Here is a 21,843-nt window from a genome sequence, read left to right as displayed (position 1 = left end):
CATAATTTATGCACAAAATCATAAACATTCATTACTATACAACTGAATCTGACTATGTCACGTTGGTTTAAACACAGCATAATTTAACTTTAGGTGTCACTTACACTTGGTTTAAATGACGCCCTCAAGAAACTTATACAGGTAGACATTATGAAAATTGACAAGATTCCTGACTATATTGATCCTAGCCTAAATCTGGAACAAATTCGCGATGAGTGTCATGATCTCATCAAAAAAAGAGCTTACGTCTCAGCAGGAGCGGCAATTGTACCGATTCCTTTTTTTGACGTGGCAGTCGATTTGGGAATTTTGTCGTACCTTATTCCAGATATCAATTCCCGTTTTGGCTTAGCACCTGAACACGTGAGTGTCTACGACCCGAAAACTAAAACAATTCATTGGGATGAACTACGTAAACGCGGTTTTGAATTTTCAGGCTTTGTAGTAGCGCGTACTACAGTTAAAAAAACATTTAATGGCTTTCTTGGCAAAATCGTAACGAAACAGGTGACTAAATTTATACCACTAGGTGGGCAAATTGTAGCAGCAAGTTTGGGCTATTTCATGATGAAAAAAATAGCAGAAACTCATCTGAATGATAGTTATAACCTTGCAAAACGTATTCAGCAAAAAAGCCGTAGCACTATTGTAAATTAATGTTTGCCTTGTAGCTGAGAGCTTAGTCTGCTCTCAGCTGTTTTAAAATGGCCTTCAACACTTCTAAACGTGCCGTATATTTATCATCGGTTGCGACAATATACCAAGGTGCATATTCAGTACTAGTTCGCTCAAACATATCTGCGGCCGCTTTTAAATAATCGTCCCACTTATCACGATTACGCCAATCCTCTGCGGTAATTTTAAAGCGTTTATGCGGTGTTTCTTCTCTGGCCTTAAAACGCTGCTCTTGCTCATCTTTACTAATCGCCAGCCAAATTTTTACTACAATCGTTTGACTATCAAATAAATCTTTTTCAAAGCGGTTTATTTCATCATAGGCACGCTGCCATTCTAAAGGTGAAGCAAAACCTTCGACACGTTCAACGAGTACACGTCCATACCATGTCCGATCAAAAATCGTGATTTTTTCGGCCTCATTAATGCGGTTCCAAAAGCGCCATAAGTATGGATGACGTGCTTCAAAACGTTCAGGTGCTCCAATACAGTGAATATCATATTCACGCGGGTCTAGGTTTTTAACGATTCGCTTAATGGCCCCACCTTTACCAGCTGCGTCCATGCCTTCAAAAGCAATGACGACATTGCGTTGATCAAAACGCATGGCATCGGCAATTTTTTTACTCAGTTTATCGAGTTCTTTTTTATATTCTGCTTTTTCAAGTGGTTCGTTAGAAGGGTTTAATAAACTCTCTGGAATTTTAGCTTGCTGCCATTTTCCTTTAACTTCGGTTTCATGCTCTGGAAGTTGACGCATGTGTTGTAAAAGGTATTGCGCAAAAAACTGATCACGCTGCTTTTCATCTTCGCCATCAATAATGTACCAATCGTCGGTAAAACGACGACGTAACTTTTGCAAAGTGTCATATTGTTTTTTATTACGCCAGTCTAAGCCATGGAGCTTATGCCAATGCTGTTCAGATGGATCTATCTTGTCTAAACGTTTTTGCAGTGATTTCCATGACAGATCGAACCAGACTTTGACCACATCGACATAGTTGTTTTTTAAATCTTGCTCAAATGCCCGCATATTTTCAACGTAAGCATCAAAGCGTGCTTCATCCAAAGGTTCAGACACGTGCGTTGCCGTGACGAGCAAATCGCTATACCAGTTGCCAAACATCACCACAATTTGCCCTTCAGTCGGAATGAACTCCGAGTAAGATTGCCAAAATGCTTCTGTATCTGTCAGCACACGTGGCGCGTCTGCTTTGACTCTTAAATATCGTGGATCTAGCCATTCACGAAGTTGCTTAACAGCCTCGCCTTTTCCAGCCAACTCAATACCACTCATTAATATTAGTGTGCTCTTAGCGTTGGGTTTGCCCCGACTTTCTTTTAACGCATATTGTGCTTCAATCAAATCGACTGAAAGCTTTTCTTCATCACGAATCTCAAATTTTGGTTGTTGTTCACTCATAGTCCACGGCTCTAATCTTTTATTGTTTAATTTCGATGATCTTTAACTTATGCGCTTAAATGATGAATTGCTATACAAATTATGTCATTGTGCCAAAATTCTGTTTAAAAATTGACGCATGAATCATTTTTTTTACATCTACTCGCCATAGTACAAGGTTACAATGCCTTTTATGATTTTTTGCAAATAGCCCAATATTAGAGCCTTAAATGTCTAAACTCGCTGCTTTTGATGATCTTTTACAACAATATAAAACATTTAATTATCACGATAATCCAGTACTTGCTCAGCGTTTGCAAGATGTACAAACATGGTTAAAAGAGCGGATGAAAGATACGCATCATGACTTTTTTAATCTGCCAGCGCACAAGCTCATGTCAGAGTACTTTTTAAATCGTTTATATGGTGGCCCAGAATTTGATGCTCTTGCAGCTCAAATCGAGCGTTTACTAAAATATGCCCATAAAGCAGAAAAAGTCTTACCTGAGAATGCAATTAAAACAGGTACTAAATCAGTAAGTTTGGCTGTACTTGCAACCCAACTTGATGAGCAAGTAGCAATGCAACTTCTTGAGGACTATCCGGCAGATACAGTATTAACTGATGAGATTATGCGTTTAACCTTAATCAAGCTTGATCAGGCCGAAGCTCGTTATCAACAACTTGCTCTTCTTGACGATTTAGGTGCAGCACTCGATAAATACATGCGTTCATTTATGATGTTTACTGCTTTTAAAATGTGTAAAGGTATTGCCCAAAAATATCACTTCGAATTGATGTATGATTTCATTCAAGATGGTTTTAGTGCGATGAAACCGTTAAAATCAGCCGAGACCTTTATTAAGACTTTTACTGAAAAAGAACGCCAGATTATTGAAAATGTACATTCAGGGCATCCGAATCCGTTTAGAGTGTGATAAGGTCGGCACATAGAAAAACTCAACCTCGCGAAGTTGAGATTTTATTCATTATATTTGCATGATGATGCCTGTAAAAATAGACAAAATCTGTCATCATGCAGAACTTATTCCGTTTCACTTGAGTTTGAGTCTAGGAGAGACAATATGTCTAACGAAAACCAAAAGCCAACATCTCCAACTGAGCAGGCACAAAGTTCAGACAAAGTTAGCCCATTCCTAAGCTCACCTTTACCTCAAGGTACTCCTCAAGGGCAACAACAAACTTTACAGCAAACCTTAACAGACACACCTGTGAATGGCTCTGTACCTAAATACAATTTACCTCGTGGTGCTGGTAATACTGGCAACGTTGGTGAAACAACACATTTCGGTTACTCAACAGTTAGAACTGAAGATAAAGCACAAAAAGTTGCAGAAGTTTTCCACTCAGTTGCAAGCAAATATGACTTGATGAATGACTTGATGTCATTTGGTATTCACCGTTTGTGGAAGCGTTTTGCAATTAACATGTCTGGTGTTCGCCGTGGTCAACACGTGTTAGACATTGCTGGCGGTACAGGCGACTTAGCAAAAGTATTTAGCCGTGAAGTTGGTCCGCAAGGTCATGTTGTACTTTCAGACATTAACGAATCTATGCTCAATGTTGGCCGTGACCGTCTAATTGATGCAGGCTGTACCAATGTTGACTTCGTTCTTGCCAATGCTGAAACATTAGAACCTTTTGCAGACAACAGCTTTGACCTTGTAACCATTAGCTTTGGTTTACGTAACGTGACAGATAAAGACGCAGCACTTGCTTCTATGTTCCGTGTGTTAAAACCAGGTGGCCGTTTACTGATTCTTGAGTTTTCTAAACCTGTATTTGAGCCATTCTCAAAACTTTATGACCTCTATTCATTCACCGCTTTACCGATTATGGGTAAATTGGTTGCGAATGACTCAGAAAGCTATAAATATTTGGCTGAATCAATCCGTATGCACCCAGACCAACGCACCTTAAAAGGTATGATGGAAAATGCTGGCTTCCAGAACTGTGACTATCACAACCTTACTGCTGGTATCGTTGCCGTTCACCGTGGCTTCAAACTGTAAGGGATAACGATATGTGGTCGATTCTGGCACTCGGTGCAGTCGAACGTATCATTCATCATCTGATCGATCTGGATGCGGTTACTCGCATTCAGTTTAATCAGTTACAGGGCAAAATGTTGCGTGTTGTGATTGATAGCCCGCAGCTTTCTGTCGATGTGTTCTTTGACCAAGAAAAAGTACGTCTTGAACCTACCGTAACAGGTCATAGTGAAAAGCCTTCTATTTTTGAACAGCGTCCTTTTGATGCCCAATTCAAAATTTCTGAAGCAACTGCAACGTTGCATGTTAAAGATGTCGTTGAACTGATTAAATTATTGGTCAGCGATCCAGACCAGATTGGGAATATCCCGCTCCAAGGTGATTATCACCTATTACAGGATATTCAAAAAATTATGCAGCAAGCTGAACCTGATTTAGCTGCGCATTTATCAAGATGGGTGGGTCCTCAACTCGCTCATGAAATTGGTAAGATTCAACTTGCACCAAAACATTTAAAACGCTCGGTGCAAAGCCATCTGTTTTTTGCTGAAGATGCCTTAAAAGAAGATAGCGGCCTATTTGCCCCTCGCTGGGAAATGGACGACTTAACTCAAGCAACTCGCAAGCTTAATCAAGACATTGACCGTCTTGAAGCAAGATTGCAGCAACTCAATGCACAACTACAACCCTCTCAAGACTAGGTAAGACTTTATATGATTCCGCACGTTTCACGTTTACTCGAACTTTGGCGTATTGCAGCGCACTATAGACTCGATACGTTGTTCCCTGCGGATGAATTACCAGTTAAAGCTCAGCATGCATTAAATATTATTAAAATGCATCCAGCTGCATGGTCGAGTCGTGAACGTAAAAATCCTTTTAAGCTTAAAGAAGCTTTAGAAGATATGGGACCACTTGCAATCAAGCTTGGTCAATTACTGTCTACTCGCCGTGACCTAATTCCACCTGAGGTACTCGCTCAACTAGTTTTACTTCAAGATCAAGTAAAACCTTTTGATAGCAATGTTGCCAAACAACGTATTCAAGATTCTTTAAAAGCAGACGTAAATACTCTATTTGCCCGCTTTGATGACCAACCATTAGCTGCTGCTTCAATTGCACAAGTACATACAGCGGCTCTGCATGATGGCCGTGAAGTTGTTGTTAAAGTTACTCGTCCGGACATTCGTAGCCAGATTTTACAAGACTTTGAAATTTTAGCTTGGCTAGGCAACACCTTAGAAAGTCGCCTAGAAGCTGCTCGTGCGTTGCATCTCACCGAAATTATTCAAGACTACCGCCAGATCATTTTAAATGAACTGGACTTGAGTATTGAGGCAGATAACACCCGTCGTATGCGCCATTACTTCACTGGTTCAACCATGATGTATGTACCAGAAGTCTACATGGACACCAAAGATGTCATGGTGGCTGAGCGTATTACTGGTGTCCCTATTTCAGATACGGCAACCTTTGACCGTCTAGGCATGGACCGTGCACAACTTGCAGAAAAAGGATTAACCATTTTCTTTACGCAAGTATTCCGCGATAACTTTTTCCATGCCGACATGCATCCCGGTAATGTCTTTGTAGAAACCATTAATCCAAGCAATCCACGCTTTATCGCACTGGACTGTGCGATTATGGGAGAGCTATCTAAACACGACCAGATGACAGTTGCCCGTATGTTGCTTGCTGTCATGAACAGCAACTTTATGCAGCTCATTCAAATTGTGCACCAAGCTGGCTGGATTCCACCGGGTACAGACCAAGATGCTTTAGCACGTGAGATGCGCCGCACTGTTGGGCCAATGGTATCTAAACCAATGGACCAGCTTGATTTTGCGGGTATCTTAATTCAAGTGATGGATATTGCTCGACGCTTCCATCTTGAGATTCCGCCACAGCTCATGCTGCTACTCAAAACTTTAGTGCATGTAGAAGGCCTAGGGACTGACCTTTACCCGCAGCTCGACATCTGGAAATTGGCAAAACCAATTTTGACGGAATGGGTCAAATCCAACATGAATCCAGTCAAAAATGTAAAAGAACTCGGCCAGCAATTACCTGACCTGCTTTTAGGCGCTCAAGATTTCCCAAGCTTAATTATTGATAGCTTAAATGGTTTAAAAAATCAGTCGGCTTGGCAAGACCGCCAGTTACGCGAAATTCAGCAACTTCGTTTGCAAATGGAACATCAGCAACGCCGTAGCTGGATGTTCGGCAGTACTATGCTGATTTTACTGACTATTGCAATTATTAGCCCTTGGTTTGTTTCGATTATTCTAATTGTGCTGAGTAGCTTATTAGCGCTTTGGCGTATATTGAAATAAGTTCAAAATCCCTTGCCAGTGCAAGGGATTTTTTTTATGGAAAAAATTTAATTTTCAAAAAATTTATAGATCAGCTATTCGTTCATTGCTAAATTGAAGCTATAAATGCTTCAAAAGAACAAACAATGAAAACACCTCATTTTGCCATTATCGGTGCAGGTACAGCAGGTTTAGCCACTGCTATTTTGCTTGCCCGCCAAGGCAATAACGTTACTATTTTTGAACAAGTTGATGAGTTATCTCCGGTAGGTGCCGGTTTATTACTACAACCTGCGGGCTTAGCTGTATTTGAACACTTAGGTGTGCTCGAAAAAGCCTTAACATTAGGCGCAAGAGTAACAGGCCTAGAAGGACAACTTCCAGACAAGCGCCTTTTAGTTAATAGTCATTATCACGAAGCATCAGCAAACCTCTATGGTCTAGGTATACACCGAGCCACTTTGTGTCATGTACTCACTCAAAAGCTTAGCGAGTATTCAAGCCAGATCACTTGGCATATGAACCATTCTGTTGAAAGTTTTGAAGAACATAACAATGAAGTTCAGCTATTCGGCAGTCATCAAAACCAAAAGTTTGATGCTTGCTTTGATAGCCTACTCATTGCCAACGGTGCACGTAGCCAGTTACGCCCTAAAGCATGGGTAAAGGTTGACAAAGCTTATCCTTGGGGTGCGGCATGGAGTATCGTACCTGAGTGCCAAGTTCTCGATTCTGAAATTCTGCATCAATTTTATGATCGCTCGAAAATTATGATGGGAATTCTTCCTACAGGAGCGATTCCAACTGAACCTCAACAGCGCCTTTCAAGTGTTTTTTGGAGTTTACCTACACCACAACTACAAAGCTTTTTACAAGATGAGCAGGCTAAACAAGCTTGGTTAAAGCAAGTCTCAGAACGTTGGCCCAAAGTTGCAGAATGGCTGAAAGAAATTTTGTATAACAGTCAAACTCAGCCTAAATGGCTATCTGCAAACTACCGCGATGTCGTCCTGACTCAATTTGGTCAGGGTCGAGTTGGGGTGATTGGCGATGCCGCTCATGCAATGAGTCCACAGTTAGGTCAAGGTGCAAATATGGCATTATTGGATGCTTGGGCTTTCTCTCAATCATTGCAACATGCTCAAAAAAACCAGAATATTGATTGGTCCCTGCTCTGGCAGCACTACCACCAGCTTCGCCGCTCATCCACCCAGTTTTATCAATTCCTTAGTCGCTTATTAACACCACTTTATCAGTCTGATCATTGGTGGGCTGGAGGTTTAAGAGATTTAGTTTTTCCGTGGATGTATCAAATCCCTTATTTTCGAAAAGAAATGGCAATTACAATTTCAGGCTTAAAAACAGGGCCATTCCAACAACTTGATTATGATCAAGTCGCTCAATTGCCTAAAGAAAACAGTGCATTTCATTTAGAAAGCCAATCTTTGTCTGACTATTAATCCCACCAAATAATAGTGATTAACACATGAAAATCAGCCATCTTGATCATCTTGTTTTAACCGTCTCAAATATTGAAACTACCTGTCATTTCTATCAAACCATATTGGGGTTTGAAGTCATCACGTTTAAAGGTAATAGAAAAGCTCTAAAGTTTGGAAATCAAAAAATAAATTTACACCAGCAAGGCAACGAGTTTGAACCGAAGGCATTACAGCCGACTCCCGGATCTGCCGACTTGTGTTTTATTTCAGACACTCCCATTTCAGAAGTGGTTGCACACCTTAATCAATTAAATATTCAAATTGAAGAAGGTCCGATTGAGCGTACTGGTGCAATGCATCCTATTCTTTCAGTTTATATTCGCGACCCAGATCAAAATTTGATTGAGATTTCAAATATTCTCACGCCTTAGTCATTTGAATAAGATACAGATTGGTAAGTGTTACAAGCTATTCATTACGCTGACAAAGACAAAAAGGACAAAGAATTTTTCCGCAAAGCGACGTTGATGCCGTACACTATACAAGCTATTTTTTAGCATCAGATTGAAATCAATTTATAGTTCATATTTCTTTGGTGATTCCTCATGAATAACACGCAATGGCTCGATGAAGTAAAATTTAACGAACAAGGTCTTATCCCTGCCATTGCTCAACATCATCAAACCGGACGTATTTTGATGGTGGCGTGGATGAACCGTGAATCACTTGCGCTCACAGCAGAAAAAAATCAGGCTGTGTATTTCTCTCGCTCTCGCCAAAAACTTTGGCACAAGGGTGAAGAATCAGGCCATTTCCAAACAGTTTATGAAATTCGTTTAGACTGCGATGGCGATGTAATCATATTACAAGTTGAGCAACACGGCGGTATTGCATGCCATACAGGTCGTGAGTCTTGTTTCTACCGTAAACTTACCCCACAGGGCTGGGAAATTGTCGATGCACAATTAAAAGACCCTACTGCAATTTATGGCGATAAAGCCAAAACTGAAAGCCACGATCATGCTCACACCACTGAACAAGTTGATGTACTTGCTCACTTAGGGCAATTGATGCAAGAGCGTAAGCAAGCTGAAGCGGATACGTCATATGTTGCAAGCCTTTATAAAAAAGGTATCAATAAAATCTTGGAAAAAGTCGGCGAAGAAAGCGTAGAAACTATTATTGCTGCGAAAGACTACGCTGCTCAAAATACAGAAAGCAATTTAAATGACTTGATTTATGAAACTGCCGATTTGTGGTTCCATAGCATTGTCATGTTGGGTTATTTCGATCTTAATCCACAACTTATTATTGACGAATTAGCTCGTCGTCAGGGTTTATCTGGTTTAGTTGAAAAAGCTAACCGCAACAAGGTTTAAAATCACTCAGTGTCGAATATCGAAAAACCTAAAGCCACCTATGAGCAAGCTATTGCCATAGATAACGCACGTCTTGGGCAATCATTTAAAGTGATTGCCTATGCGGGTACAGGTAAAACTACTACGTTACAAATGATTAGTGATGCCATGCCTGAACGGCGCGGTATGTATTTGGCTTTTAACAAAGCCATTGCTGGTGAAGCACAAAACAAATTTCATCGTAATGTAGACTGCCGGACTTTTCACTCACTCGCGTTTCGCAGTGTGCCACGAGGTGTGACTGATAAATTACGCTTGCCTCGCTTAAGCCCAAGCTTTATCGCAAAAGAATATCGACTAGAACCTATTACTTTACGACGCATGATGGGTGGACGTTATGAAAAATACGTCTTAATGCCAAGTCGCCTCGCAAGCCTTGTCGCTAATGCTGTCAGCTATTTCTGTTCAACCAGTTCTCAATATCCAGCGCCTCGACATATTCAGGCGCCCAACTGGTTACATCCGGATGATATTACCGAGCTACAAACTCATCTTTACCCTGCTGTAGAGCGCCGTTGGTTAGAGTCCATCGACCCAAATCATCAGGCAGGAATTGGTCACGATATTTATCTCAAACTTTGGGCTTTGTCTGAACCTAACATCCCAGCCGATTATGTACTATTTGATGAAGCACAAGATGCCGACCCTTTAATGCTGGGTATTTTACTTCGCCAAAAAAGTACGCAGGTCATCTATGTAGGCGATGCACATCAGCAAATTTATGCGTGGCGTGGTGCAATTAATGCAATGCAACAATTACCCTTGCCAGAGTCTCGCCTCACCACTTCTTTTCGTTTTGGTGAAACGATTGCGGATGTTGCCAATGCATTGCTGGGCGGATTAAATGAAACTGTTCCTTTGCTTGGTAATCCAAATCAAAAATCAAGTGTCGTAAATAAACCGCATACCAAAATGCGTGATGCGATTTTATGCCGTACCAATGCTCGGGCCATGGAACTTTTACTGGCAGGTTTAGTTCACGGCGATAAAGTGAGTTTGCAAGCTGATCATCAAAAACTAAACCGTTTTGTAGACGCTGCAAGCCTCTTAAAGCAAGGAAAACGGGTTACTGATGTTCCTGAATTAGCATGGTTCAATTCATGGCATGATGTCCATGAATACTGTGAAACCAATGAAGGCAGTGATATTAAACCATTGGTTAAATTGGTGGATGATCACGGCACTGACCCACTAAAAAAAGCGCTTGCAAAGATTACACCACTTGAGCAAGCTGACTATGTCATCTCTACAGCCCATAAAGCGAAAGGCTTAGAATGGAACCGTGTTCATATTGAAGATGACTATCAATTTAAAATTAATGGGTTAGAACACAAGATTACCGATGAAGAATTAAGACTACTGTACGTTGCCTGTACTCGTGCTAAAGTAAGTCTAAATATCCATCATCTTTATGATCTGATACAACAATTAAAACTAAGGGCGCCTTTAAGTCTTCGTCAGTCGGTTGGTTGAAGCGCTCATATTGAGGTGAGCCTATGAAACTTGAATCTGTCCAATTTAAACATATTGCTCTGTTTCACGACCTTAAAATAAACTTTCACTATGAAAAACAGCCAATCACCTTAATTTTAGGTGAACAGGCAACTGGTAAAAGTATGTTGCTCAAACATACTTACCATGCTTTAACTTGGTTCCCTGCTCGCCTTAAAGATTTGCGTAGTCCCGGTATTGTCATGCCTGATCAAGACATTACTCAGTCGCGTCTACAATCAAAAATTGAAGTGACTATTCAAATTCCTTCAGAAATTGGTCACCTGCCAGAAAGTACCTCTGCTCAGCAGGTAGACTCTTCACTATGTAGCTGGAAACTTTTTAAAACCTTAAATGCAAGTGGGATTGGAGTGAGCCAAGTTGAAACTCAGCAACTTGACCAAACCATGGCTCTTTATCAACAAGTCATAAAAAAAGATCCATTACAAGGACTTCCCTTAATCGCTTACTACCCAGCCGAGCGATTTGTGAATGATATTAATCTTTTGAATAAAAATTTACCCGGCATTACTCAAGCCATTTCAGCCTATGACATTAGCCCACTACCGTTTACAACTTTTACACGCTTTTTTGAATGGCTACGAGAAATCAGTGATATTGAAAATGCTCAAGCTGCATATCTAGTACAACGGATTAGATCGAAACAATTAGATCAGCAAGATCAAAAAGAATTATTAAATGAGCTTCAAAAAGAGTTATCAGGGCAACCTAAACAGCTTACTTCACCCAATCTCTATGCCCTCAAGAATGCATTAAGTATAGTTCTGCCTGAGCTTAAAGACCTCTATCTACACTATCAGCCTCGACTACAACTTATGGTCGACTATGAAGATCAAATCTTACCTTTTCAGCAACTTTCCAATACAACGAAAACCTGGATTGCTTTAGTAGGCGATATAGCCCGCCGACTCTGTTTACTCAATCCTTTAAGCCTAAACCCTTGTCTTGAGGGAGATGGCGTTTTACTCATTGACCAGATTGATGCACAGCTCGACTCAACACATTGCTCCGAAATCTTAAATCGGCTTCATCAAGCATTCCCACGCCTACAAATTATTGCAACAGGAAGTCGTGAAGAGCTACTTGAACATGCCTCGACCTATCAATGTCTAAAATTAGAGTCTGGTAAAATTAGCCATCTTGACCTAAATACGACCAAGCAACAGCTTGAACATATCTATACCTTACTTCAAAGAAGCGAACCTTTAACACCATCTATAGAAGCACAGCCTTTGAGTTTAATAGACCCAACACCAGCACAGATTGAGGTTTTATTTCAGCAGATTCAGGGTTTAACTGAACAACAAAAAAATGAATTATTAAGGATGATTCATGCGGGAGACGCACCGGAAGAAAGCCCTTCGGTTTGAGTTTTATAATCAAAAAAACCACACTCACAAAATATATGGTGGAGTACGGTTTTTTAGGCACTAAAATAACTAGATGTTGTTACTACATGTAATAACATCAGATTTTCAATGCTTTTTTAGTGTACAATAAATTTCATTTTGCGTTTTTATTCTTCAAGTTGCGCAATACAACTTGTTTCTCGCTTTATTTTCTAATTTGGTTGGGTTTTCGGAATAATAAGCTTTGGAACTCTCTTTGAATTCCTATCTATTCTGAAATTAAAATTTCACCTTTAGGTTTCGGCCTAAATCACATATGGATACGAGTGTGCTACCGATAATTATCTTATTACCGTTAATATTAGGCACCACCCTTGTTTCATTGCTTCAACGGTTCTCGCGTGGAGTAACGGCTTTAGGGGCAATTGGAGTCAGTTTAACCAGTTTTGGTTTATTACTGACTCAAGCTAAAACTGTGCTTGGTGGTGCAAGCATTCAACAAAGTTGGGATTGGTTACCTCAATTAGGGATTAATCTAAGCTTTAGACTTGATGCTCTTGGTTTATTATTTTCTCTTCTTATTACCGGTATCGGTACACTCATTTATATATACGCCTATTATTATTTAGGCCCTAAAAATTCATTAAGTAAACTCTATACTTTACTCATGCTGTTTATGGCAGCAATGCTGGGTATTTCGCTCTCTAATAATCTTATTATTTTATTAGTCTTTTGGGAGCTCACCAGTATTTCATCTTTCTTGTTAGTGGGTTATTGGAGTCATTATGAAGCTGCTCAACGTGGCTCTCGGATGGCGCTCACCATTACAGGGATGGGCGGTTTAGCAATGCTAGGTGGATTTGTTCTATTGGGGCAAATCACTGGAACCTATGAAATTAGCGAAATCATGGGCATGAAAGATGCGATCCAAGCCCACGCTCTTTTTATTCCAATGTTATTGCTTATTTTGCTTGGCGCATTTACAAAGAGTGCTCAGTTTCCATTTCATTTTTGGTTACCTAACGCAATGGCGGCACCAACACCAGTGTCCGCTTACCTGCACTCTGCGACCATGGTAAAAGCCGGGATTTTTCTACTTGCCCGCTTACTTCCAATCTTTATAGGCGCTGCGATTTATCATAATATCGTTACGTTTGTCGGCCTATTTACGCTCTGTATGGCAGCGTGTTTTGCTATTTTCAAAGAAGATTTAAAAGGACTGTTAGCCTATTCAACCATTAGTCATTTAGGACTTATTGTTTGTTTACTCGGGATCGGTTCTCCTTTAGCGGTTGCCGCTGCTATTTTCCATATTATTAACCATGCAACATTTAAAGCAGCGCTGTTTATGCTTGCAGGGATTATTGATCATGAAACTGGCACACGTGATCTTCGAAAACTTAGTGGTATTTGGCAATTACTTCCTTTTACTGCCACACTCACCATGATCACCGCTGCCTCTATGGCAGGTGTACCACTTACCAATGGCTTTATTTCAAAAGAAATGTTCTTTACCGAGCTATTGGCAAATCTTTCAGGCTCAACGGTTATCTTTGCCAGCATTATTGCAACTCTGGCGGGTATCTTCGCAGTAAGTTATTCAATTCGCTTAGTGCATGGTGTGTTCTTTGACGGTCCAATTGGTAAACAAGTTCCAAATAAAGATGCACATGAACCACCAATCGGTATGCGTGCTCCAGCCATTCTTCTTGCTGTGCTTTGTATCTTGGTCGGCGTTCTACCTTCGTTATTGGTAGAACCACTGGTCAATAGCGTAACAAGAGCAAGCTTGATGCAACCAGAATTTGCGGGTACACACCTTGCAATTTGGCATGGATTTAACGCCCCTCTTGTGATGAGTATTATTGCTTTGGTTGGCGGTACGCTGTTCTACTTTGCTTTAGCAAAAGACGGCATGATTCGTAAAATTGACCTTGATCCGCGCCTAGGTAGATTACAAGGTCGCATCTTATTTGATTTATTTTTAAAACATCTGTTGCTGACCAGCCGAAAAATCAAACAAAAAACTGAAAATGGCTCATTGCAAAGTTATTTGTTCTGGATCATTGCTTTTAGCATCATCATGGTCACCATGCCTTTACTCAATCAAGGGTTGAGCACAGGTACACGCGAACTCACCCATGCTCCATGGATTGCTGTAGTTCTTTGGCTGACGTTATTCTCAGGCTGTTGGATGATGCTCTGGTTCCACCATGAGCGTATTAAGGCAGTACTTATTAGTGGTGCAATTGGTCTAGTGGTAACGATGGTCTTCGTCACCATGTCAGCACCAGATTTAGCACTAACTCAAATTACAGTAGATGTAGTAACCACTGTTCTCTTATTAATGAGCTTATCGTTACTTCCACAGCTCACGCCGTATGAATCTCGTCGTTCTAGACGTTTAAGAGATGCAGCTTTAGCAATTATTGGAGGTTTAGGAATTGGTTGGATTACGTGGCTCATTTTAACCCGTGATCACAATTCAATTTCTTGGTTCTTTGCCCAACAGTCTTTACCACTTGGTGGTGGCTCAAATATTGTAAATGTCATTTTAGTTGACTTCCGTGGCTTCGATACCTTCGGTGAAATTACAGTATTAGGCATCGCTGCGATTGGTGCCCTATGTTTAATGGATGGTATGCGTGTACACGGCACAACCATGACGCAAGGTCTCACCTACCGTTTTAATCCATCTCCACTTATGTTCCGTATTACGGCCTCTTGGGTATTACCGCTAGCGCTTGTCGTCAGTGTTTATATCTTTTTGCGAGGACATAACTATCCAGGCGGTGGCTTCATTGCAGGTCTAATCACCTCAATGGCGCTAATCATTCAATATATTGCATTAGGTCAAGATCAAGCAGAACAGCTATTAAAAGCGAAGTCTGGCCGCCTTTACGAAGTCTGGATTGGCACAGGATTAACGATTGCAGGTCTGACTGGTATAGCAGCATGGTTCTGGTTACGTCCGTTCCTCACGAGTGCTCATGTCTATGTTGAATTACCAATTCTAGGAAAACTACATCTAGCTTCAGCTGCAAGTTTTGACTTGGGTGTTTATATCACCGTTGTAGGCGCGACAATGTTGCTCATCTCTGTATTAGGCGACTCTCGTCATTCGAGTATGTCCGGTCCTGTACCACATCGGGAGGAATCATCATGATCAGTTTAGAATTCTTACTGGCTTCTGCTATTGGTTTACTTGTTGCCACAGGTATTTATCTGATTTTACGTGCTCGTACTTTCCCTGTTGTGCTCGGATTGGCTGTAATCGGTTATGCAGTAAACCTATTTTTATTTGCTATGGGTCGATTACAAATCAGCTCACCAGCAATTTTAACTGAAACAACAAAAATAACCGATCCACTTCCTCAAGCGTTGGTGTTAACCGCCATCGTGATCGGTTTTGCAACTACAGCGTTTATTGTACAACTTGCGCTACGTAGCCGTTATGAATCAGGTAGTGATCATGTTGATGCTAAAGAAGATGCTTCCCCAACATACGACCCACGTGAGGATGAGCCGTGATGTTTGATTTTTTATCTTTTTGGCAACAACACACGCCTATTTTTAGCATTCTCATCCCAGCATTTACTGCTTTTATCTTATTACTGTTAGGTAACCCTGGGGCAGGTGCTTTAAAAGATGACTGGCGCCAACCTTGGCGTCGTGGCATTAGCCTTATCTCAGCAATTGCCGGATTAATTACCGCTATTGTTTATCTTAGTTACGCCAGCACGGGGCAAATTACTGTTTACCAATTAAGTGAATGGTCAGCGCCATTTGGTATTGTGCTTGTACTCGATCGTCTTTCAGCTTTTATGCTGGCACTGACTTATGCATTAGCAGTACCAGTTTTATGGTATGCAAGTGATAACTGGGACACGCGTGGTCGCTATTTTCATGCCATGGTACATTTCTTATTAATGGGAATCTGTGGAGCATTTCTAACAGGCGACTTATTTAACCTTTTCGTCTTTTTTGAAATCCTGTTGATGGCTTCGTATGTATTGCTCTTACATGGACAAGGCAAACCTCGTTTTCAGCTTGGCGTTCACTATGTCATTATCAATCTTTTAGCCTCTGCCCTCTTCTTAATTGGGCTTGGTATGATTTATGGCAGCGTGGGTAGCCTCAACATGGCGGATGTCTCACGTCTTATACCGACACTTGAAGCAGATCAACATAAATTAGCAGTCGCTGGTTCCTTACTTCTCTTTGTTGTTTTCGGTATTAAAGCAGCAATGCTTCCTGTCGGTTTTTGGCTACCAAAAACCTATGCCGTTGCAAGTACCCCTGTAGCTGCAATTTTCACCATCATGACTAAAGTCGGGATCTATTCTATTTTACGTGTAAATGGAACAGTATTTGACGATGCGCTTAGTCAAGAAATCTTAAAAAGCTGGTTATTGCCTATTGGCTTAATTACTTCTCTTTATGGAGTGATTGCCGCAATTGGAGCAGATCGTTTACGTCGCTTTGTCGGCTTTATGGTCCTTTCTTCAATTGGTACCTTGCTTACAGCAATTGCCATGTCTAATACGCAGGCATGGTCTGGGGCTTTATATTATTTAGTGCACAGTACCTTAATTGGCGCAGCTTTTTATCTATTTTGTGGATGGATCACTTCACAACGTGGAGATTTTAAAGATCATTTAAAAGTTGCCCCAAGAATCAAACAAGAAAAAGCAGCGATGCTGACTTATTTCTTGATTGCGATGATGATGGCTGGATTACCACCTTTTAGTGGTTTTCTTGGAAAAGTATTTATCCTACAAGCAACAGTTGAAGCTAGCTATCAAGGCTGGATTATTGGTGTTGTGCTTGTTGTGAGCCTATTAAGTATTATTGCACTCACACGTGTTGGCTTTATCTTATTCTGGCGCGCATCTCCTCCAGAAGAGGATCCAATCCATCCAGCTTATATTCTTTATCGTGCTTTGCCGGAACGCGCACCACCACGTAATGATCAAGTCATTTATCTATTACTGGTTGGTTTAATCGCTTATGTTGTTTTTGCTGCACCAATTCAGCATTACACCTTAAGCACCGCACAACAGATCCAAGACCATGCGCTTTACCAACACTCTATTCTTAAAGTGGATAAAAACGGCGAAGTGATCAGTGTACAGCCATATGATCCAGCTTACTTACCAGAAACTAAGTACGGCGGTGAAGTTGAAGATCATAATGCTTATCTTGTTCCAGATATTATTTCGAAAGATACGTTTAATGGCGAACATATTTCTGAATATAAACAACGACAAATTCAGCAACAGGACAAACTCCAAACGCCTACCATTGTTGATGAAAGTCAATTGAAACCTATGGAGCCATAACAATGCAGTTATCTCATTTGCTTGAACGCTGGTTTCCACATCCATTTGTTTCGGTTCTCATCGTTTTATTTTGGTTGATGCTGGCGCATAGTCTTGATGCGAGTGATCTTTTGACTGCGATGCTTTTGGGCTTAATCATCCCTCGTTTAGTCAAACCATTTATTACCCGCACACCGCATATTCACTGGAAACCTGCGGTTAAACTATGTTTTGTGGTTCTTTGGGATATTATTATTTCTAACTTTAAGGTCGCAAAACTTGTTTTGGGACCTACTAAAAAATTACACCCTAAATGGTATCGCGTACCTTTAGAGACAGAACATGAGCAGGTCAACACCTTACTGGCAATGATCATTACCACAACGCCAGGTACGGTTTCTGCAGGTATCGATCAGGAACGTGGGGATATTCTGGTTCATGCGTTGAGCACAGATAATACCGAATCTGATATTCAAGACATCAAACAACGTTATGAAATTCCTCTTATGGAAATTTTTGATGTGAAAAGTAAAACGGAGGCAAGTGCATGACAATCCTACCCTATGCTCTAGGTATTAGCTTGATTGCCATTACAATCTCGATGCTACTTTGCCTTTTCAGACTAGTTATGGGGCCTTCAATTGTAGACCGCCTTTTAGCGCTCGATACACTTTTCCTCAATGCAACTTGCCTTATTGTTGTGTTAGGCATTTATTGGATGACGACCTCTCTATTTGAAGGAGCACTATTGGTTGCGATGTTAGGTTTCGTATCTACAGCCGCCTTAGCACGTTACTTCACAACCGGTCATGTTATCGATTAAGGAGAGGTCAAATGCAATTTACAATGGAAATTATTGTTTCGGTCTTTCTGGTTTTTGGTGCCTTCTTCATGTTAGTTGGCTCAATCGGTATGGTCCGTTTACCCGACTTATTCATGCGCTTACATGCACCAACTAAGTCGAGTACGCTCGGCTTAGGAAGCTTTCTAATCGCTTCCATGATCTTTTTTGCTTTCCAAGGTCGTTTCGGTTTTGCCGAGCTACTCATTACCCTTTTAGCTTTCATTACCGCACCAGTTTCGGCTAATTTGATTGCTCAAGCTGCGCTACATTTACGTTTACGCTCACTGAGTGGTGAAGTACCTGAAGCCATTGAACGTCCTCTACCTTGGGACCGTTACAAAATTGGTCAACGCTTTTCACAAAACAAACCGCCAATGGAACCTCCTAAAGAATAAAAAATTGAGCCAATAAAAAAGCCACCCGAAGGTGGCTTTTTTATTTTTGAGTTTTAATTACTCTTGGTCATCTGACTTACGTTCTGGTAAATCTTGTACCGCTTTTTCGATTAGACCAAACATATAGTTACCATATGCATTCGTCTTATCGTAATGGAAACGTAAGCGAGGCGTAATACGAGTCTTAATGCGACGGCTCAATTCATGACGCAAGAAACCAGAAGCTTTATTTAATACATCTAAAGTTTCTTTATTTGCTGCTTCACTTTGCTCATCGCCGAGTTCACGTCCCATAACAGTGACATAAACTTCAGCATAACCCATATCCGCACTGACTTTCACCGCAGAGATGGTCACTAGACCACCTAAGCGAGGATCTTTAAGCTCTTGACGGATTAGCTCAGACAACTCACGTTGTACTGAATCCGCCATGCGCTTTAAGCGTTGGCTACCCGCCATTAAAGACTCCGTTTAATCAATTGAACATCATACACTTCGATCTTATCTTGTGGTTTGATGTCTTTATAACCTTTCACCGCAAGGCCACATTCCATACCAGCACGAACTTCATCAACAACGTCTTTATAACGACGAAGAGATTCAAGCTCACCTTGGAAAATTACAACATCATCACGTAATACGCGAATCGGTTTATTACGATGTAATGTGCCTTCAAGTACCATACAGCCTGCTGCTGCACCAAACTTACTTGAGTGGAATACTTCACGTACTTCCGCAACACCCAAGATTGTTTCACGATGTTCAGGAGCAAGTTTACCGCTCATGGCATCTTTCACATCATCAATTAATTCATAGATGATGCTGTAGTAACGAATATCAATACCGTCTTGGTCACTTCGTTGACGAGCAGTCGTATCGGCACGTACGTTAAAGCCTAATAATACAGCTTCTGAAGATTCAGCAAGAATTACATCAGACTCAGTAATCGCACCAACACCTGAGCTAATTACACGAACTTTTACTTCATCAGTAGATAATTCATGTAAAGCAGCATTCAATGCTTCTAAAGTACCACGTACGTCTGTTTTCAAAACAACGTTCACTGTAGGAACATCTTTTTTGCCCATTGACGACATGATATTTTCAAGGCGCATAGCACTTTGACGATCAATACGTTTTTGACGCTCACGGTCAGCACGAGCATCGGCAACTTCACGCGCTTTCTTCTCGTCATTTACAACAAGAACTTCATCACCCGCCATTGGAGCATCTGGAAGACCCAGAATTTCTACTGGAATAGATGGTCCTGCTGATTTAATCGGCTTACCGTTTTCATCAGACATTGCACGGACACGACCATAAGATGAACCTGCAAGAACAAGGTCACCAATGTTTAATGTACCGTTTTGAACAAGAATCGAAGTTACTGCACCACGGCCTTTATCTACACGTGCTTCAATAACAACACCTTGCGCAGCACCTTCAGCAGATGCTTTTAATTCCATCAATTCTGATTGAATAAGAATTAAATCAAGGAGTTCATCAATACCTTGTCCGCTGTGTGCAGAAACTTTAGCAATCGGAACATCACCACCCCATTCTTCTGGAACGATTTGTTTCGTTGTTAATTCATTTAACACACGGTCTGGATCAGCAGATTCTTTATCCATTTTGTTGATTGCAACAATAATTGGAGTACCTGCTGCACGAGCATGGTCAATTGCTTCTGCAGTTTGTGGCATTACACCGTCATCTGCAGCAACAACTAATACAACGATATCTGTTGCTTTAGCACCACGTGCACGCATTGAAGTAAATGCCGCATGTCCTGGCGTATCAAGGAATGTAATAATTCCTTTGTCTGTTTCAACGTGATATGCACCAATATGCTGGGTAATACCACCTGCTTCCCCAGCCGCTACTTTCGAACGACGGATACGGTCAAGCAATGATGTTTTACCATGGTCAACGTGACCCATAATGGTAACAACTGGCGGACGAGTTGTTTGCTCACCACGAGCTTCTTCAGCTGCTTCAAGCAAGTTATCTTCCGCTTGTGTATCAGAAACTAAAACAGGGTTGTGGCCCATTTCTTCTACAACAAGTGCCGCTGTGTCTTGATCAATAGCTTGATCTTGATTAACCAATTCACCCATTTTCATAAGTGTTTTGATAACTTCACGTACTTTAATCGCCATTTTTTGAGCAAGATCGGCAACAACAATGCTTGAACCGATTTCTACATCATAAACTTGCTTTTTAACTGGCTTTTCAAATCCATGCTTATTCGCTTGGCTTGATTTTAAACCACGTTTGTTATGGTTAACAAAGCTTTGCTCTTCTTGACCACGACGACTACCTTTCTTCCCAGCACGTGGGTTAGTGGTTGCGCCACCGCGTTTAATTTCACGGTCTTCTTGCTTAAATGAATCTTCATAAGCTTGGCCAACTAGACCTGAAGCAAGTGGAGAATCATCAATAACACGAATTGTCGTAGTAGCATCGTCATTTGAATACTTAGACGCCATTTTGCGCATTTGTTCAAGTGTACGTTGCTGAGCTTCTTCAGCTGCTTTACGACGTGCAGCTTCTTCAGTTGCTTTTAACTGAGCTGACTGCTCTTCACGAGCTCGTTTCTGTTCTGGAGTTTCCGCTGGTTTTGGTGCAGGTTTAACTGTACCACCACCACGCTTTTTCACTACAACAGCAGCTTTTGGAGCTGTCTGTGCAGCACTATCTTGTTGATGAGCAGCACGCATCGCATCTAAAGTTGCTTTAGCTTTTTGCTCTGTTTGAAGACGCGCTTTTTGCTCGGCAGTTTCACGCGTTTGCTGTTCTACACGTGCTTTCGCTTCGGCTTCTGCACGTGCTTTAGCTTCAGCTGCAATTTGTTCAGGGTTTGGTTTAGCAAAAACCTGTTTTTTACGTACTTCTACGTTAATTGTTTTTGCTTTGCCTGAAGTACTTGCAACTTTAGCGGTACTGGTTGTTTTACGTTTCAACGCAATTTTTCCTGTGTTACCACTTTCCTGACCATGAACTTTTTTCAAGTGATTGACCAAAGTATCCTGTTGTTCAGTGGTAATAATGTCGTCTGCTGTACGTTGAGGCAAACCTGCTTCACGAGCCTGTTCTAGGAGCTTCTCAACAGGACGTCCTACACTGAGAGCTAACTCTTTAATCGACTTGTCCGTCATATT

19 protein-coding genes are annotated in these 21,843 nt (G+C 41.1%); 16 read left to right on the top strand and 3 right to left on the bottom strand.

Going from position 1 to position 21,843, the window contains the following annotated elements:
• Window positions 1-150: 150 nt before the first annotated feature.
• Window positions 151-657 carry a hypothetical protein gene (locus MKL51_RS01175; RefSeq protein ID WP_005079307.1) on the top strand — a complete coding sequence of 169 codons (507 nt, stop codon included), beginning with the start codon at window positions 151-153 and terminating at the stop codon, window positions 655-657.
• A 22-nt stretch (window positions 658-679) separates the two neighbouring features.
• On the opposite strand, the gene pap is transcribed toward MKL51_RS01175, so the two are convergent.
• Window positions 680-2,098, bottom strand: a complete 1,419-nt coding sequence (gene pap / locus MKL51_RS01170) for a polyphosphate:AMP phosphotransferase (RefSeq protein ID WP_270904160.1) — start codon at window positions 2,096-2,098, stop codon at window positions 680-682.
• Between the two features lie 209 nt (window positions 2,099-2,307).
• On the opposite strand from pap, the gene MKL51_RS01165 reads away from it, so the two are divergent.
• The 15 genes from MKL51_RS01165 (at window position 2,308) to MKL51_RS01095 (ending at window position 18,682) form a co-directional block, all read left to right on the top strand.
• Complete coding sequence (locus MKL51_RS01165; protein ID WP_005079311.1) at window positions 2,308-3,015, top strand: FFLEELY motif protein; 708 nt, start codon at window positions 2,308-2,310, stop codon at window positions 3,013-3,015.
• A gap of 147 nt (window positions 3,016-3,162) precedes the next feature.
• Window positions 3,163-4,110 (top strand): bifunctional demethylmenaquinone methyltransferase/2-methoxy-6-polyprenyl-1,4-benzoquinol methylase UbiE, encoded by a 948-nt coding sequence (ubiE, locus tag MKL51_RS01160; protein WP_002114829.1) that lies wholly within the window; start codon window positions 3,163-3,165, stop codon window positions 4,108-4,110.
• 11 nt (window positions 4,111-4,121) lie between these two features.
• Window positions 4,122-4,790, top strand: a complete 669-nt coding sequence (locus MKL51_RS01155; protein ID WP_005079315.1) for a ubiquinone biosynthesis accessory factor UbiJ — start codon at window positions 4,122-4,124, stop codon at window positions 4,788-4,790.
• A 12-nt stretch (window positions 4,791-4,802) separates the two neighbouring features.
• The gene (locus tag MKL51_RS01150; protein ID WP_057089887.1) at window positions 4,803-6,422 is read left to right on the top strand and encodes an ABC1 kinase family protein; all 1,620 of its coding nucleotides are present in this window, start codon (window positions 4,803-4,805) and stop codon (window positions 6,420-6,422) included.
• Window positions 6,423-6,547: 125 nt separating this feature from the next.
• Window positions 6,548-7,861, top strand: a complete 1,314-nt coding sequence (locus MKL51_RS01145; RefSeq protein ID WP_032005662.1) for an FAD-dependent oxidoreductase — start codon at window positions 6,548-6,550, stop codon at window positions 7,859-7,861.
• A 26-nt stretch (window positions 7,862-7,887) separates the two neighbouring features.
• Window positions 7,888-8,274, top strand: a complete 387-nt coding sequence (locus tag MKL51_RS01140) for a VOC family protein (protein WP_005079321.1) — start codon at window positions 7,888-7,890, stop codon at window positions 8,272-8,274.
• Between the two features lie 174 nt (window positions 8,275-8,448).
• The gene (gene hisIE, locus MKL51_RS01135) at window positions 8,449-9,222 is read left to right on the top strand and encodes a bifunctional phosphoribosyl-AMP cyclohydrolase/phosphoribosyl-ATP diphosphatase HisIE (protein ID WP_014208235.1); all 774 of its coding nucleotides are present in this window, start codon (window positions 8,449-8,451) and stop codon (window positions 9,220-9,222) included.
• 9 nt (window positions 9,223-9,231) lie between these two features.
• A complete protein-coding gene (locus MKL51_RS01130; RefSeq protein ID WP_005065896.1) occupies window positions 9,232-10,734 on the top strand; it encodes a UvrD-helicase domain-containing protein in 1,503 nt (500 codons plus the stop codon).
• 23 nt (window positions 10,735-10,757) lie between these two features.
• Window positions 10,758-12,143 (top strand): AAA family ATPase, encoded by a 1,386-nt coding sequence (locus MKL51_RS01125; RefSeq protein ID WP_017481955.1) that lies wholly within the window; start codon window positions 10,758-10,760, stop codon window positions 12,141-12,143.
• 295 nt (window positions 12,144-12,438) lie between these two features.
• Window positions 12,439-15,288: a monovalent cation/H+ antiporter subunit A gene (locus MKL51_RS01120; RefSeq protein ID WP_032005663.1), complete on the top strand. Its 2,850-nt coding sequence runs from the start codon at window positions 12,439-12,441 to the stop codon at window positions 15,286-15,288.
• Entirely contained in the window at window positions 15,285-15,653 is a 369-nt protein-coding gene (locus MKL51_RS01115) for a Na+/H+ antiporter subunit C (protein WP_002115033.1), read from the top strand. The genes MKL51_RS01120 and MKL51_RS01115 overlap by 4 nt, the downstream gene beginning before the upstream one ends.
• Window positions 15,653-17,464 carry a monovalent cation/H+ antiporter subunit D gene (locus MKL51_RS01110; RefSeq protein ID WP_032005665.1) on the top strand — a complete coding sequence of 604 codons (1,812 nt, stop codon included), beginning with the start codon at window positions 15,653-15,655 and terminating at the stop codon, window positions 17,462-17,464. Before MKL51_RS01115 ends, MKL51_RS01110 begins: the two co-directional genes overlap by 1 nt.
• 2 nt (window positions 17,465-17,466) lie before the next feature.
• Window positions 17,467-17,994 (top strand): Na+/H+ antiporter subunit E, encoded by a 528-nt coding sequence (locus MKL51_RS01105; protein ID WP_017481952.1) that lies wholly within the window; start codon window positions 17,467-17,469, stop codon window positions 17,992-17,994.
• Window positions 17,991-18,266: a monovalent cation/H+ antiporter subunit F gene (locus MKL51_RS01100; RefSeq protein WP_016142368.1), complete on the top strand. Its 276-nt coding sequence runs from the start codon at window positions 17,991-17,993 to the stop codon at window positions 18,264-18,266. Before MKL51_RS01105 ends, MKL51_RS01100 begins: the two co-directional genes overlap by 4 nt.
• Before the next feature lie 11 nt (window positions 18,267-18,277).
• Complete coding sequence (locus tag MKL51_RS01095; protein WP_005065884.1) at window positions 18,278-18,682, top strand: Na+/H+ antiporter subunit G; 405 nt, start codon at window positions 18,278-18,280, stop codon at window positions 18,680-18,682.
• A 57-nt stretch (window positions 18,683-18,739) separates the two neighbouring features.
• Here the strand turns inward: MKL51_RS01095 and MKL51_RS01090 are convergent, their stop codons facing one another.
• Together MKL51_RS01090 and infB are read right to left on the bottom strand one after the other, a co-directional pair.
• Window positions 18,740-19,141 carry a ribosome-binding factor A gene (locus MKL51_RS01090; RefSeq protein WP_002114836.1) on the bottom strand — a complete coding sequence of 134 codons (402 nt, stop codon included), beginning with the start codon at window positions 19,139-19,141 and terminating at the stop codon, window positions 18,740-18,742.
• Window positions 19,141-21,840 (bottom strand): translation initiation factor IF-2, encoded by a 2,700-nt coding sequence (gene infB / locus MKL51_RS01085; protein WP_032005668.1) that lies wholly within the window; start codon window positions 21,838-21,840, stop codon window positions 19,141-19,143. Before infB ends, MKL51_RS01090 begins: the two co-directional genes overlap by 1 nt.
• Between the last annotated feature and the right edge of the window lie 3 nt (window positions 21,841-21,843).

Origin of the sequence: Acinetobacter sp. AOR18_HL (assembly GCF_027855145.1) — a bacterium.
GTDB classification, from domain to species: Bacteria; Pseudomonadota; Gammaproteobacteria; order Pseudomonadales; family Moraxellaceae; genus Acinetobacter; species Acinetobacter pittii.
Note: the sequence above shows the minus strand (reverse complement) of the source record. Positions and strands in the feature narration are given on the sequence as shown.